Source organism: Kocuria sp. KH4 (assembly GCF_053711175.1).
Window position 1 is genome coordinate 183,088 of record NZ_JBSJYX010000003.1, and the last position, 13,825, is coordinate 196,912.

Below are 13,825 nucleotides of genomic sequence, written 5' to 3' on the forward strand. Positions count from 1 at the left end.
CAAGGGAACGGAACTGCTGTGACTCCTGGGGCGTTCGTGCTCGGGAACGGCACCGCCGGATGGCGGGCCGCGACCTGCCGACCGCCGTGCACCCGTGGCGATGCACCGGGGGGAGGCGCCGATGGCTAGGAAGTCGCTGGTCGAGGCGGTCGCGGAGGAGCTGCTCGAACGCATCCTGCACGGCGAGATCGCCCCGCACGAGGCGCTGCCGCCGGAGGCGCAGATCGCGCGGGAGCACGAGGTCAGCCGGCTCACCGTCCGGGAGGCGCTCAAGGCCCTGCAGGCGCAGGACATCGTCCGGGTCCGGCGCGGGCTCGGGACCTTCGTCGATCCGCCGGACGCGTGGACCGGTCTGGAGGCCGTCCTCAAGGCGGCCGCCCGGGGCGTGGCCTCGACGCCGTGACCGCCGCGGACATGGCCTTCCACGACGCCGTGCTGCGCGCCTCCGGCAACCCGTTCGTGCCGGTCCTGCTGGGCCGGCTCGCCCAGCTGCTCTACGCCGAACGCCGGAACACCTCGGCCTTCCCCGAGGTCCAGCGCCACGCCATCCGGCACCACCGGCTGGTCCTGGCGGCCATCGCCTCCCGCGACCCCGCGGCCGCCCGCACGGCGATGGAGGACCACCTCGACCAGACCGCCGAGGACTACGAGCACTACATCGGCCTCCTGGCCGGCACCAACCCGGGGGCCGACCACCCGACCCCGCCCGACGACCACCGCACGGAAAACCACCACACGGAAAACCACCGCACGGACAACCACCGCACAGGAGACGACTGACATGACCGAGACCCCTGCCTTCCCCGCCGAGCGCACCGCCGTACTCACCGGCGCCGCCTCCGAGCGGGGCATCGGCCGCGCCACCGCGGACCTGCTCGCGAGCCAGGGCTGGAGCGTGGCCGTCCTGGACATCGACGGCGACGCGGCCGCCGAGGCCGCCCGCGAGATCGCCGACCGGCACGGCGTGCCGGCGCTCGGGCTGCGCACCGACGTGTCCGACGAGACCTCCGTGCACGAGGCCGTGGCCCGCGTGGAGGCCGAGCTGCCCGCGGTCGTGGCCCTGGTGAACTGCGCCGGGATCAGCTCGCCCACCGACTTCATGGACGAGACCCGCGAGACCTGGGACCGGGTCTTTGCGATCAACATGACCGGCACGTTCCTGGTGACCCAGCGGATCCTGGCCGGGATGATCGAGCGGAGGCTGGGCCGGGTGGTCAGCATCTCCTCGATCTCCGCCCAGCGCGGGGGCGGCACCTACTCCAAGGCCGCCTACAGCGCCTCCAAGGCCGCGATCATCGGCTTCACCCGGGCCGTGGCCCGCGAGATGGGCGAGCACGGGATCACGGTGAACTGCATCGCCCCCGGCCCCGTGGACACCGACATCATGGGCGGCACGCTGACCGAGGAGCGGAAGGCGGGAATGGCCCAGGACATCCTCGTGGGCCGCGTGGGCACGGTGCGGGACATGGCCGCGCTGCTGGCCTTCCTCGTCGGCGAGGACGCCGGGTACATCACCGCGGCCACCTACGACATCAACGGCGGGCTGCAGATCTCCTGATCCGCCCGGGTCCCCTGCCCCGGCGGCACCGGTGCGGGCGTCAGGCCTCGACGGCGGGGAGCATCGGCCGGTGCTCGTAGAAGGTCTGCAGCACCACGGTGGTGCGGGTGTTGACGGAGGCCGTGTGGCGGACCTCGTTGACGAGCGCCTCGAGCTCCCGGGGCGAGCCCACCCGGACGAACAGCATGTAGGCGGCGTCCCCGGCCACCGAGTGGCAGGCCTCGATCGCCGTGAGGGGCTCGAGGAGCTCGGGGGCGTTGTCGGGCTGACGGGGATCGAGCGGGGTGATCTCGATGAACGCCGCCAGCGGCCTGCCGACGGCCTCGGGGTCGAGGATCGCCTGATAGCCGACGATCACCCCGCTGCTCTCGAGCTTGCGCAGGCGTGCCTGCACGGCCGAGGTCGAGAGGCCGACCCGTTCGGAGAGCTGAGCGAGGGTGGCGCGCGGGTCGTGGGAGACCTCGGTGGCCAGCCGTACGTCGACAGGGTCGTCCATGGCCCGAACGCTATCAGCCCGCCGTGGCGCGAGGGTTGACAGTCCCTCCAGGGCATGTGAATGTTCCTGTGTGTGAGCTATATCACCGGAATTTTTCCGTTGATTCCGCGAATAGGAGGGCTTTTATGTCCACGTCACTGCAGGCGGCGCCGGCCGTCGTCGGAGAGCTCGAGGCCGTGGAGGGCGCCCGCGCCGTGGAGTCGAGCCCGGCGTGGCTGCGGCTGAAGGCCGCGGCCACGGAGCTGCAGGCCCTGCAGGCCGCCGACGGGTCGGTCCCGGAGGCCTCCGACCACGCGGCGGCGCGCGAGCTCGTCGGGCGGATCGTGGCGTCGACCGCGGAGCTGGCGCCGCTGTTCCCGCACGACGCGGGGTACCTGGCCGCCCTGCCCGCCGACTTCGCTCGCTGGGCCGACGGGGATTTCGGGGTGCCGGACTTCCTGGACTCCCTCGTCGAGTTCCAGCCGCAGCGGCACCGGGTCGACGGCATCCGCCACCTCGTCGTGTTCCCGATGTACACCCAGAACGGATCGGCGAACAGATACGTCGAGGCCCTGATCGTCGAGGCGATCTGGCCGGAGTTCGTCGCCGAGCTCGAGGCCGGGCGCTACGGCAACACAGCATTCGTGTCCCTGCGGCTGATCGACTTCACCCCGGGATACGACACGAACTCGGCGGTGCTCTTCCCCGAGACCGTGGCGATGCGGGAGATCCCGCCGTTCACGTGGGGGGCCATCTTCCAGGACCGCGAGGCGGCGCGCTACCGCCGTGTGGTCACCGCGGCCGCCGGCATCACGAAGCTGGACCTGCCCGAGGAGGCCGCGGCACTGCTGGCGGACCAGGATCTCGCCGAGAAGACCTTCGTGATGTGGGACATGATCCACGACCGCACGCACATGCGCGGCGACCTGCCGTTCGATCCGTTCATGGTCAAGCAGCGGATGCCGTTCTTCCTGTACTCCCTGGAGGAGCTGCGCTGCGACCTGACGGCGTTCCGCGAATCGGTCAGGATCGAGCGGGCGCTCACCGCGCGCGCGGCGGCCGGCGAGGAGCTCACCGCGCTCGAGGAGCAGACCCGACGCCACGCCGTGCTGGTGCAGTACGCGGTGGTCTTCGACCGGATCTTCCGTTTCGCGATCACCGGGTCGCGGGTCCGCAACTACGACGGGCTGGGCGGGCAGCTGCTGTTCGCCTGGCTCCACCGCCGGCACGTGCTGCGGTGGCGCGACGTCGAGCTCAGCGTCGACTGGGACCGGGTCGCCGATGCGGTGGTCGAGCTCGGTGACGCGATCGACCGGCTGTACTGGGAGTCGATCGACCGGCCGAAGACAGCGCACTGGCTGAAGGCCTACGAGCTCGTCGCCTCCGTGGTCACCCCGCATCCTGCGTCGGTGTGGGCGCAGGGACTCCCGCGCGAGGTCCTCGCCGGGCCGCCGAAGGGGTACACGGACCTGGTGCTGGACGACGAGTTCCCGCTGTCGATGTTCTTCGAGGCGCTCGAGAAGAAGATGCGAGGCGTCATCGCGTCGACCACCGGCATCCGCGCCTCGGACGACTGAGCGATGACCGATCCGACCGGCCGCACCGTGCTGATCGCCGGCGCGACCAGCGCCGCCGGGCTGGCGGCGACGCGGGCCCTGACCGTCGCCGGGGCCCGCGTCGTCGCCACGGGCCGCAGCGCGGAGAAGCTGGCTCCCCTCGCCGCCCTCGGGGCGAACACCGAGGGGCTGGACCTGACCGACGAGCACGCCGTGCGCACGCTCGCCCGCCGGCTGCACGAGCGCGGCTTGTCGGTCGACGGGCTGCTGCACCTCGTGGGCGGCTGGCGCGGCGGCGGCGGCCTCGCCGGGCAGACCGAGGAGGACTACCGCGCACTGGAGGCCTCCTTCACCGCGCTGCGGCACCTGAGCCGCGCCTTCGACGACGACCTGCGGGCCTCGCCGGCGGGCCGGCTGGCGATCGTGTCCTCGACCGCGGTGGCCCGGCCGCTCGCGGGCGGGGCGAACTACGCCGCGGTCAAGGCCGCGAGCGAGGCCTGGACCCGGGCCGTGGCCCAGGGCTGGGTGAAGGCCGCCCGGGAGGCTGGCGAGCCGCAGCGCGCCGCCGCGGTGATCTTCCGGGTGAAGGCCCTGGCCGGCCTGGAGGACCGGCTGGCCGAGGCCTATGCCGAGCTGTGGACCGCCGACCCGGCCGAGCTCAACGACTCGATCCTGACAATCCCGGAGAAGGAAACGGACTGACATGCAGAAGATCCACGACCCGCAGGTGCGGGGTTTCGCCTCCGACAACTACTCCGGGGTCCACCCGGAGGTGCTCGACGCCCTGGCCGAGGCCAACGGCGGCCACCAGGTCGCCTACGGCGAGGACGCGTACACGGCGCGCCTGCACGACGTGGTCGTGCGTCACTTCGGCGAGGGGGCCTCGGTGTGGCCGATGTTCAACGGCACGGGCGCCAACGTCGTCGGCCTCCAGTCGATGCTCCCTCGCTGGGGCGCGGTGATCTGCGCGGACTCGGCGCACATCCATGTCGACGAGGGCGGCGCGCCCGAGAAGTCCGCGGGCATCAAGCTCCTCCCCGTGCCGGCGCCGGACGGCAAGCTCACGCCCGAGCGGATCGCCGCCGAGGCCTGGGGCTGGGGGGACGAGCACCGCGCCCAGCCGCTCGTCGTCCACCTCACCCAGTCCACCGAGCTCGGCACCCTGTACACGCCGGACGAGATCCGGGCCGTCACGGAGCACGCGCACGCGCACGGCATGTCCGTCTTCCTGGACGGCGCCCGGCTCGCCAACGCGGCGGCCGCCCTGGGGCTGCCCCTGCGCGCCTTCACCACCGACGTCGGCGTCGACGTGCTCGCCCTCGGCGGCACCAAGAACGGGGCGCTGGGCGCCGAGGCCCTGGTGGTGCTGAACGCGGCGGCGTCCCAGGGCCTGGTCCACCTGCGCAAGTACCAGATGCAGCTCGCGTCGAAGATGCGGTTCGTCTCGGCCCAGCTGCTGGCGCTGCTGGACGGGGACCTGTACCTGCGCACCGCCGGCCACGCGAACGCGATGGCCCGGCGCCTGCGCGCCGGGATCGAGGCGGGCGTCGCCGACGGGTCGATGCCCGGGGTGGCCTTCACCCAGCCGACCCAGGTGAACGCCGTCTTCGCCGTCCTGCCCGCCGATGTCGCCGACCGCCTCCGCCGGCGGTTCCGGTTCTACGACTGGGACGCCGCGACGGGCGAGGTGCGCTGGGTGTGCAGCTTCGACACCACGGCCGAGGACGTCGACGCCTTCGTGATGGCGCTGCGCTGCGAGCTCGCAGCCCGGGCGCAGGCCGTGGGGTAAGATCCGCCGGCCGCCCTCAGTCGCCGTCGAGGAGGCGCCGCAGGGTCAAAGCGTTGCGCACGGCGTGGCCGTGGCCGTCGTTGTTGAAGTAGGCGTGGACCTCGTGCCCGGAGCGGTCCCACTCGCGGATCCGCTCCGCCCACCACGCCAGGTCCGCGTCCGAGTAGGACCCGGCGTACAGGTGGTGCTGGTCCGGGCCGTGGAGGCGGACGTAGACCACAGGGGCCGTGGCCTCCAGGACGCAGGGCAACCCGGCCCCGCTCATGACGCAGTACGCCGCGCCGTGCCTGCGCAGGAGCGCGAACACCTCCGGGTGCACCCAGCTGTCGTGGCGGAACTCCACGGCCACCTGGACCCAGTCCGGCAGCGCGGCCAGGAACCAGTCCAGCCGCGCGTCGTCGCGGGCGTGGGTGGGGGCGAGCTGGACCAGGAGCACGCCCCGCCGGTCGCGCAGCTCGTGCCAGGACGCGGCGATGCGCCGTACCCATGTCTCCGGGGCGTAGAGCCGCTTGGCGTGCGTCAGGCCGCGGGGCGCCTTCACCGACATCCGGAAGCCCGGCGGCAGGCGCCGGTTCCAGCCGGCGAAGGTGCTCTCGCGCGGCCACCGGTAGAAGCTCGCGTTGAGCTCCACGGTGGAGAAGACCTCGGCGCAGCGCGCCAGGCGCCCGGCCCGGGGCGTGCCCGGCGGATAGAGGACGTGCTCCCAGTGGTCGTAGCTCCACCCGGAGGTGCCGATGTGCCAGCCCATCCGCCCACGCTATCCCGGCGGCACGGCGGGTCCCGCCGCGTCGTCGTCGCGCCCGTCCCCGGGGCCGGGTGCGACGACGCCGGGCCCGGTCACCAGCGGGGGTGGACGCTCTCGCGGAAGTAGGCGTCGTAGATCCGGCGGACCCCCTCGTCGATGTCGCGGCCCAGGGACCCGGTGTCGGCGGCCGCCGCGTTGGCGCGGGCCTGCTCCACGCTGCGCGCCCCCGGGATCACCGTGCTGACGCCGTCCTGGGCGATCACCCAGGCGAGAGCGGCCCGGGCGGTGGGGGTGCCCTCCGGGAGCAGCTCGGAGAACTCCCGGACCGCCTCGAGGCCGCGCTCGAAGTCGACCCCGGAGAACGTCTCGCCGACGTCGAAGGCGCTGCCGGTGCGGTTGTAGTTGCGGTGGTCGTCCTCCGCGAACCGGGTGTCCTTCGTGTACTTCCCGGAGAGCAGGCCCGAGGCCAGCGGCACCCGGGCGATGATCCCGACGCCGGCCTCCCGCGCCGCCGGCAGCACGGCGTCCAGCGGCTTGAGCCGGAAGGCGTTGAGGATGATCTGCACCGTGGCGGTGTTCCCGCGCGCGATCGCCGCCAGGGCCTCGTCGGTGCGCTCCACGCTCACGCCGTAGTGGCGGATCGCACCCTCCTCCACGAGGGTGTCCAGGGCGTCGTAGACCTCCTGGTCGCTGTAGACCGGCGTGGGCGGGCAGTGCAGCTGGACCAGGTCGAGGGTGTCGGTGCCCAGGTTCCGGCGCGAGCGGTCCACCCACTGCCGGAAGTGGGCCAGCACGTAGTTCTCGGGGACCTGGTCCACGCGCCGGCCCATCTTCGTGGCCACGGTGACGTCCAGCTCGGGGTGCGCCTGCAGGAACGCCCCGATCGTCTGCTCGCTGCGCCCGTCGCCGTAGACGTCGGCGGTGTCGAAGAAGTCGACCCCGGACTCCACGGCCGCCTCCAGGACGGCGGTGGCCTCGGCCGGGTCCACCTCGCCCCAGTCGGCGCCCAGCTGCCAGGTGCCCAGGCCCACGGTGGAGACGGCCCGTCCGGTTCTGCCCAGTGTGCGGTGTTCCATGCGTCGTGTCGTCCGTTCCGCGTTCGGTGGGAGTCTCCCGGCTGCGCGGGGGACGGCGCCCCGCCGATCGGGGGGCGCCGGGGTCCACCATGCGGTGCGGCGGGCCCCGCGCGCAAGCATCCGCTCCGGGCCGGCCCGGGCGCCGGAGGCCCCGGATGTGCCCTCCCGGGCCCGTGGAGTACCGTTTCGGCCATGATCGACGAGGACGGCGCGCGTGCCGCGCGCCCTCAACGCGCCCCCAACATGCGGGACGTGGCACGGGCGGCCGGGGTCTCCCACCAGACGGTCTCCCGGGTGCTCAACGGTCATCCGAACCTGCGGGACAGCACGCGCCGGCGCGTGCTCGAGGCCATGGAGGAGCTGCGCTTCCGGCCCAACCGGGCCGCGCGGGCCCTGGCCACCAGCGAGTCCCGGATCATCGGGGCCCTGGTCTCCTCGGGCGCCGAGTACGGGCCCACGGCCAGCCTGCAGGCGGTCCAGAGCGCGGCGACCGAGGCCGGCTACGTGGTGGACACCGCCCACATCGACCACGCGGACCGGGCCTCCATCGAGGCGGCGCTCGACCGGCTGCTGGACCACGCGGTCGAGGGGCTGGTCCTGCTGGCCCCGCAGTCGGCGACCCTGGAGGTGATCGAGCAGCTCTCCATCCGGACCCCCTTCGTCACGATGCACTCCCTGCACGGCACGGACCACCGCATGTCGGTGGACCAGCTGGCCGGCGCCCGGCGGGCCACCCGGCACCTGCTCGAGCTGGGCCACCGGCGGGTGCTGCACGTGCCCGGCCCGGAGGGCTGGGTCGAGACCGACGCCCGGCGCCAGGGCTACCGCGAGGAGATGGCCGCCTGGGGGCTCGAGCCCGCACTCGCCGCCGCGGGGGAGTGGACGGCGGAGTCCGGCTACCGCGTGGGCGTGGCCGTGCGCGGGCGCCGGGGCTTCACCGGCGTGGTCTCGGGCAACGACCACATCGCGCTCGGCCTGGTGCACGCCTTCGCCGAAGCCGGGCTGCGGGTGCCCGAGGACATCAGCGTGGTCGGCTTCGACGACGTGCCGGAGTCGGCCCACTTCCTGCCGCCGCTGACGACCGTCCGGCAGGACTTCCCCGAGCTCGGCCGCCGCTGCGTGGCGGTGCTCTTGGCGGAGCTGCGCGGCGACGGGCCCGTCCGGGCCGGGGACGTGGTGCCCGAGCTCGTGCTGCGCCGCTCCACGGCACCCCCTCCCGCCTGACGCCCCGGACGCGGCCGTTACCAAAACGTTATGCGTCACTGTGGTGCACCTCACTCCGGGACGTTGTACGTTGTCCCGGACATGCAGATGTGACCGTTCACATTCGGGTCCGGAGGCCGGTGGCCGCCGGGTCCGGGCCGGACGGCTCGAGCGACAACGAGGTCTCCCGTGAGCCAGAGCAGCACCACCCCCACATACGTCGTCGGCGTCGACTACGGCACCCTCTCCGGGCGCGCCGTGGTCGTGCGGGTGCACGACGGCGCCGAGCTGGGCTCCGCGGTGCACGAGTACCGGCACGGCGTGATGGACACCGTGCTGGCCGCCACGGGCGCCCCCCTCCCGCCCGAGTGGGCCCTGCAGGTGCCCGCCGACTACGTCGAGGTGCTGCGGCAGGCGGTGCCCGCGGCGGTGCGCGCCGCCGGCGTGGACCCGGCCGCCGTGGTGGGCGTCGGCACCGACTTCACCGCGTGCACCATGGTCCCCGTGGTGGCCGACGGCACGCCCCTCAACGAGCTGCCCGGGCTGGCGGAGCGCCCGCACGCCTACGTGAAGCTGTGGAAGCACCACGCCGCCCAGGCCCAGGCGGACCGCATCAACGAGCTCGCCGCCCGGCGGGGGGAGCGGTGGCTGCCCCGCTACGGCGGGCTGATTTCCAGCGAGTGGGAGTTCGCCAAGGGCCTGCAGCTGCTCGAGGAGGACCCCGAGCTCTACCACCGGATGGACCACTGGGTGGAGGCCGCGGACTGGATCGTGTGGCAGCTCACCGGCAGCTACGTGCGCAACGCCTGCTCGGCCGGCTACAAGGGCATCCTGCAGGACGGGCAGTACCCGGACCGGGACTTCCTGGCCGCGCTGAACCCGGACTTCGCCGGCTTCGCCGAGGAGAAGGTCGACCACCCCGTGGGCGCCCTCGGCGCCGCGGCCGGTACGCTCAGCGCCGAGGCGGCCGCGTGGACGGGTCTCCCGGCCGGCGTCGCGGTGGCGGTCGGCAACGTCGACGCCCACGTGTGCGCCCCGGCCGCCCGGGCCACCGCCCCGGGGCAGATGGTCGCGATCATGGGCACCTCCACCTGCCACGTCATGAGCTCGGACACCCTGCGGGAGGTCCCCGGCATGTGCGGCGTGGTGGACGGCGGGATCATCGACGGGCTCTACGGCTACGAGGCCGGCCAGTCCGGGGTGGGGGACATCTTCGGCTGGTTCACCACCCACTTCGTGCCCGGCCCCCTCCGCGAGGAGGCCGCCGCCCGCGGACTGAGCGTGCACGAGTTGCTCACCGAGCAGGCGAGCCGCGAGCCGGTGGGCGCCCACGGTCTCGTGGCCCTGGACTGGCAGTCCGGCAACCGCTCGGTGCTCGTGGACCACGAGCTCTCCGGGCTGCTCGTGGGCCTCACCCTCGCCACCCGCCCCCACGAGGTCTACCGGGCGCTGCTGGAGGCCACGGCCTTCGGCACCCGCACCATCGTCGAGACCTTCGCGGCCTCGGGGATCCCCGTCACCGAGTTCGTGGCGGCCGGCGGGCTGATCAAGAACGCGTTCCTGATGCAGATCTACGCGGACGTGCTGGGCATGCCCATCTCCGTCATCGGCAGCGACCAGGGCCCCGCCCTCGGCTCCGCGATCCACGCCGCCGTGGCCGCCGGCGCCTATCCCGACGTCCGGGCCGCCGCCGGGGCGATGGGCCGGCTCGAGCACGCCGCGTACACCCCCGATCCCGCCCGCACCGAGGCCTACTCGGCGCTGTACGCGGAGTACACCGCGCTGCACGACCACTTCGGCCGCGGCGGCAACGACGTCATGCGCCGGCTCAAGGCGCTGCGCCGCCACGTCCGATCCACCCAGGAGGTCTCCGCATGAACACCCTGACGCCCGAGCTCGAGGAGCGCGTGGCCCGGATCCGGCAGGAGGTCGCCGACCTGCACGCCGAGCTGGTGCGCTACGGCCTCGTGGTGTGGACCGCCGGCAACGTCTCCGGCCGGGTCCCCGGCGCCGACCTCTTCGTCATCAAGCCCAGCGGCGTGAGCTACGACGAGCTCGGTCCCGAGAAGCTGATCCTCTGCGACCTCGACGGCCGCCCCGTGCCCGGCACCCCGGGCGCGGAGCGCTCGCCCTCCAGCGACACCGCCGCCCACGCCTACGTGTACCGGCACATGCCCGAGGTCGGGGGAGTGGTGCACACCCACTCGCCCTACGCCACGGCGTGGGCCGCCCGCGGGGAGCCCGTCCCCTGCGTCCTCACGGCCATGGCGGACGAGTTCGGCGGGGAGATCCCCGTGGGGCCCTTCGCGATCATCGGCGACGACTCGATCGGCCGCGGCATCGTGGAGACCCTCTCCGGGCACCGCTCCCGCGCGGTGCTGATGCGCAACCACGGCCCCTTCACGATCGGCAAGGACGCCCGCGACGCCGTCAAGGCCGCCGCCATGCTCGAGGACGTCGCGCGCACCGTGCACCTGTCCCGCCAGCTGGGCGAGCCGCTGCCCATCGAGCCCCGCCACGTCGACTCGCTGTTCGACCGGTACCAGAACGTCTACGGGCAGCAGCCCGCCGCCACTTCGACCCCAGGAGCGCACTCCCTTGAGCCCTCTCAGCACCACTCTTGAGCCCTACGAGGTCTGGTTCCTCACCGGCAGCCAGGACCTCTACGGCGAGGAGACGCTCCGCCAGGTGGCCGAGCAGTCCCGCGCGATCGTCGGGATGCTCGACGACGCCGGACTGCCGGTCCGCGTGGTGTGGAAGCCCGTCCTCAAGGACGCCGCCTCGATCCGCCGCACCGCGCTGGAGGCCAACGCCGAGGACCACGTGATCGGCGTGATCGCGTGGATGCACACCTTCAGCCCCGCCAAGATGTGGATCACGGGCCTGGACGCGCTGCGCACGCCGCTGCTGCACCTGCACACCCAGATCAACGTCGAGCTGCCCTGGGGCGAGATCGACTTCGACTTCATGAACCTCAACCAGGCCGCGCACGGGGACCGGGAGTTCGGCTACATCCAGACCCGGCTCGACGTCCCGCGCAAGACCGTGGTGGGCCACGCCTCGCACCCCGAGGTCACCGGGCAGATCGCCGCCTGGCAGCGCGCCTGCGCCGGCCGGGCCGCGATCCAGGGGCTGCGGGTCGCCCGCTTCGGGGACAACATGCGCAACGTCGCCGTGACCGAGGGTGACAAGACGGAGGCCGAGCTGCGCTTCGGGGTCTCCGTGAACACGTGGGGGGTCAACGACCTCGTGGCCGTGGTGGACGCCCAGGCCGAGGACCGCGTGGACGAGCTCGTCGCCGAGTACGAGGAGCTCTACGACGTGGCCTCCGAGCTGCGGCGCGGCGGCGAGCGCCACGAGTCCCTGCGCTACGGGGCCCGGCAGGAGCTGGGGCTGCTCCAGTTCCTCGAGGAGGGCGGCTTCGGCGCCTTCACCACGAACTTCGAGGACCTCGGCGGGCTGCGCCAGCTGCCGGGCCTGGCCGTGCAGCGGCTCATGGCCCGCGGCTACGGGTTCGGCGCGGAGGGCGACTGGAAGACGGCGCTGCTGGTGCGGGCCGCGAAGGTGATGGGCGCCGGGCTGCCCGGGGGCGCCTCCCTCATGGAGGACTACACCTACCACCTGGTCCCCGGCGAGGAGAAGATCCTCGGCGCCCACATGCTGGAGATCTGCCCGACCCTCACCACGGCCCGGCCCTCCCTCGAGGTGCACCCGCTGGGCATCGGCGGGAAGGAGGACCCGGTGCGCCTGGTGTTCGACACCGACGCCGGGCCGGGAGTGGTCGTGGCGATGTCCGACATGCGCGACCGGTTCCGGCTCACGGCCAACACCGTCGAGGTCGTCCCCCCGGACGCCCCGCTGCCGCACCTGCCGGTGGCCCGCGCGGTGTGGCGCCCGCAGCCGGACCTCGCGACCTCGGCCGCGGCCTGGCTCACCGCCGGGGCCGCCCACCACACGGTGCTCAGCACGGCCGTGGGCGCGGACGTGATCCGCGACTTCGCCGAGATCACCGGCACCGAGCTGCTGCTCATCGACGACTCCACGACCCTGCGGGAGTTCCAGCGCGAGGTGCGCTGGAACGCCGCGTACTACCGCCTCGCCCAGACGCTCTGACCGGCTCCGCCACACCCGCACCACCGTTCCACGGACCATCACGGACCATCACGGACCATCACGGACCATCACGGACCATCACGGACCTCCGACCGGGGGCCGGACCGACGAAAGGCACGACCATGACCGCGAAGACCCACCTGCAGCGGGCCCTCACCGGGGCGACCGCACTGACCCTCGTCCTGGGCCTCAGCGCCTGCGGCGGCAGCCGCGGCGGCGGCGGGGAGGAGGGCTCCAACGAGGGCGCCCGGATCGGGGTGGCCATGCCCACCCAGCAGTCCGAGCGCTGGATCGCCGACGGCGAGAACGTCAAGGCGCAGCTCGAGGAGCTCGGCTACGAGGTGGACCTGCAGTACGCCAACGACGACATCCCCACCCAGATCTCCCAGATCGAGAACATGATCAACGGCGGGGCGAAGGCCCTGGTGATCGCCTCGATCGACGGCACCACGCTCACCAGCGTGCTCGACACCGCGGAGTCCCAGGACATCCCCGTGATCGCCTACGACCGGCTCATCAACGAGTCCGACACGGTGGACTACTACACGACCTTCGACAACTACGAGGTGGGCGTGCAGCAGGGCACCTCGCTGCTCACCGGCCTGGGGATCCTCGACGAGAACGGCGAGCCGACCGGGGAGAAGGGCCCGTTCAACGTGGAGCTCTTCGCCGGCAGCCCCGACGACAACAACGCCACCTTCTTCTGGAACGGCGCCATGGACACCCTCAAGCCCTACCTGGACGACGGCACCCTCAACGTGCCCAGCGGGCAGACCGACTTCGACCAGGCCGCCATCCTGCGCTGGCTGCCGGACACCGCCCAGGACCGCATGGAGGACCTCATCACCGTGGGCGGCGGCGAGCAGCTCGACGGCGTGCTCTCCCCCTACGACGGGCTGTCGATCGGGATCATCTCCGCCCTGCGCTCCGGCGGCTACGCCAAGGACGAGCTGCCGGTGGTGACCGGGCAGGACGCCGAGGTGGGCTCCGTGAAGTCGATCGTCAACGACGAGCAGTACTCCACGATCTTCAAGGACGTGCGCGAGCTCGGCGAGCGCGCGGTCGTGATGGTCGACTCCCTGATGAAGGGCGAGGAACCGGAGGTCAACGACGAGGAGACCTACGACAACGGCGTGAAAGTCGTCCCCGCCTACCTGCTGGAGTCCCAGATCGTCACGAAGGACAACTACCAGGAGGTCCTCGTGGACAGCGGCTACTACGAGGCCTCGGAGCTCGAGTAGGAGCCCGGACCGGCCGGGCGGCCCCTCCGCCCGGCCGGTCCCGCCCCGACCACCCCAGCCCTCCACCAC

At 72.8% G+C, this 13,825-nt stretch carries 12 protein-coding genes and 1 pseudogene; 10 read left to right on the forward strand and 3 right to left on the reverse strand.

Annotation, left to right across the window (positions count from 1 at the left end; translation table 11 throughout):
- The first annotated feature begins 121 nt into the window (after positions 1 to 121).
- Positions 122 to 780, forward strand: a pseudogene (locus ACWCOM_RS04190) (FadR/GntR family transcriptional regulator).
- Between the two features lies 1 nt (position 781).
- On the forward strand, positions 782 to 1,558 hold the full coding sequence (locus tag ACWCOM_RS04195) for an SDR family NAD(P)-dependent oxidoreductase (RefSeq protein ID WP_454547483.1): 777 nt from the start codon (positions 782 to 784) through the stop codon (positions 1,556 to 1,558).
- Between the two features lie 40 nt (positions 1,559 to 1,598).
- Here ACWCOM_RS04195 and ACWCOM_RS04200 read toward each other — a convergent pair whose 3' ends face one another.
- Positions 1,599 to 2,054 carry an Lrp/AsnC family transcriptional regulator gene (locus tag ACWCOM_RS04200; protein WP_454547484.1) on the reverse strand — a complete coding sequence of 152 codons (456 nt, stop codon included), beginning with the start codon at positions 2,052 to 2,054 and terminating at the stop codon, positions 1,599 to 1,601.
- A gap of 125 nt (positions 2,055 to 2,179) precedes the next feature.
- Here ACWCOM_RS04200 and ACWCOM_RS04205 point away from each other — a divergent pair, with 125 nt between their 5' ends.
- Genes ACWCOM_RS04205 through ACWCOM_RS04215 form a run of 3 tightly spaced genes read left to right on the forward strand, consistent with a single transcriptional unit; the run spans position 2,180 to position 5,378 of the window.
- On the forward strand, positions 2,180 to 3,610 hold the full coding sequence (locus tag ACWCOM_RS04205; protein WP_454547485.1) for a DUF6421 family protein: 1,431 nt from the start codon (positions 2,180 to 2,182) through the stop codon (positions 3,608 to 3,610).
- Positions 3,611 to 3,613: 3 nt separating this feature from the next.
- Positions 3,614 to 4,291, forward strand: a complete 678-nt coding sequence (locus ACWCOM_RS04210) for an SDR family NAD(P)-dependent oxidoreductase (RefSeq protein ID WP_454547486.1) — start codon at positions 3,614 to 3,616, stop codon at positions 4,289 to 4,291.
- Position 4,292: 1 nt separating this feature from the next.
- A complete protein-coding gene (locus tag ACWCOM_RS04215; protein WP_454547487.1) occupies positions 4,293 to 5,378 on the forward strand; it encodes a threonine aldolase family protein in 1,086 nt (361 codons plus the stop codon).
- Between the two features lie 16 nt (positions 5,379 to 5,394).
- On the opposite strand, the gene ACWCOM_RS04220 is transcribed toward ACWCOM_RS04215, so the two are convergent.
- Positions 5,395 to 6,126, reverse strand: a complete 732-nt coding sequence (locus ACWCOM_RS04220; protein WP_454547488.1) for a DUF72 domain-containing protein — start codon at positions 6,124 to 6,126, stop codon at positions 5,395 to 5,397.
- Positions 6,127 to 6,215: 89 nt separating this feature from the next.
- Positions 6,216 to 7,199 (reverse strand): aldo/keto reductase, encoded by a 984-nt coding sequence (locus ACWCOM_RS04225; protein WP_454547489.1) that lies wholly within the window; start codon positions 7,197 to 7,199, stop codon positions 6,216 to 6,218.
- Between the two features lie 192 nt (positions 7,200 to 7,391).
- Here ACWCOM_RS04225 and ACWCOM_RS04230 point away from each other — a divergent pair, with 192 nt between their 5' ends.
- From ACWCOM_RS04230 to chvE, 5 genes are all read left to right on the forward strand, one after another.
- The gene (locus ACWCOM_RS04230; RefSeq protein ID WP_454547490.1) at positions 7,392 to 8,423 is read left to right on the forward strand and encodes a LacI family DNA-binding transcriptional regulator; all 1,032 of its coding nucleotides are present in this window, start codon (positions 7,392 to 7,394) and stop codon (positions 8,421 to 8,423) included.
- 168 nt (positions 8,424 to 8,591) lie between these two features.
- Positions 8,592 to 10,280 carry a ribulokinase gene (gene araB / locus ACWCOM_RS04235; protein ID WP_454547491.1) on the forward strand — a complete coding sequence of 563 codons (1,689 nt, stop codon included), beginning with the start codon at positions 8,592 to 8,594 and terminating at the stop codon, positions 10,278 to 10,280.
- Positions 10,277 to 11,026, forward strand: a complete 750-nt coding sequence (locus ACWCOM_RS04240) for an L-ribulose-5-phosphate 4-epimerase (RefSeq protein ID WP_454547492.1) — start codon at positions 10,277 to 10,279, stop codon at positions 11,024 to 11,026. The genes araB and ACWCOM_RS04240 overlap by 4 nt, the downstream gene beginning before the upstream one ends.
- Positions 11,001 to 12,515 (forward strand): L-arabinose isomerase, encoded by a 1,515-nt coding sequence (araA, locus tag ACWCOM_RS04245; RefSeq protein WP_454547493.1) that lies wholly within the window; start codon positions 11,001 to 11,003, stop codon positions 12,513 to 12,515. Before ACWCOM_RS04240 ends, araA begins: the two co-directional genes overlap by 26 nt.
- A gap of 122 nt (positions 12,516 to 12,637) precedes the next feature.
- Complete coding sequence (gene chvE, locus ACWCOM_RS04250; protein ID WP_454547494.1) at positions 12,638 to 13,756, forward strand: multiple monosaccharide ABC transporter substrate-binding protein; 1,119 nt, start codon at positions 12,638 to 12,640, stop codon at positions 13,754 to 13,756.
- The last annotated feature ends 69 nt before the right edge of the window (positions 13,757 to 13,825 follow it).

Excerpts from the sequence above, each read along its gene's own strand:
- ACWCOM_RS04195 (WP_454547483.1), top strand. The coding sequence starts at position 782 with ATGACCGAGACCCCTGCCTTCCCCGCCGAGCGCACCGCCGTACTCACC.
- ACWCOM_RS04205 (WP_454547485.1), top strand. The coding sequence starts at position 2,180 with ATGTCCACGTCACTGCAGGCGGCGCCGGCCGTCGTCGGAGAGCTCGAG.
- ACWCOM_RS04220 (WP_454547488.1), bottom strand. The coding sequence starts at position 6,126 with ATGGGCTGGCACATCGGCACCTCCGGGTGGAGCTACGACCACTGGGAG.
- ACWCOM_RS04240 (WP_454547492.1), top strand. The coding sequence starts at position 10,277 with ATGAACACCCTGACGCCCGAGCTCGAGGAGCGCGTGGCCCGGATCCGG.
- ACWCOM_RS04200 (WP_454547484.1), bottom strand. The coding sequence starts at position 2,054 with ATGGACGACCCTGTCGACGTACGGCTGGCCACCGAGGTCTCCCACGAC.
- chvE (WP_454547494.1), top strand. The coding sequence starts at position 12,638 with ATGACCGCGAAGACCCACCTGCAGCGGGCCCTCACCGGGGCGACCGCA.
- ACWCOM_RS04230 (WP_454547490.1), top strand. The coding sequence starts at position 7,392 with ATGATCGACGAGGACGGCGCGCGTGCCGCGCGCCCTCAACGCGCCCCC.
- ACWCOM_RS04215 (WP_454547487.1), top strand. The coding sequence starts at position 4,293 with ATGCAGAAGATCCACGACCCGCAGGTGCGGGGTTTCGCCTCCGACAAC.
- ACWCOM_RS04225 (WP_454547489.1), bottom strand. The coding sequence starts at position 7,199 with ATGGAACACCGCACACTGGGCAGAACCGGACGGGCCGTCTCCACCGTG.
- ACWCOM_RS04210 (WP_454547486.1), top strand. The coding sequence starts at position 3,614 with ATGACCGATCCGACCGGCCGCACCGTGCTGATCGCCGGCGCGACCAGC.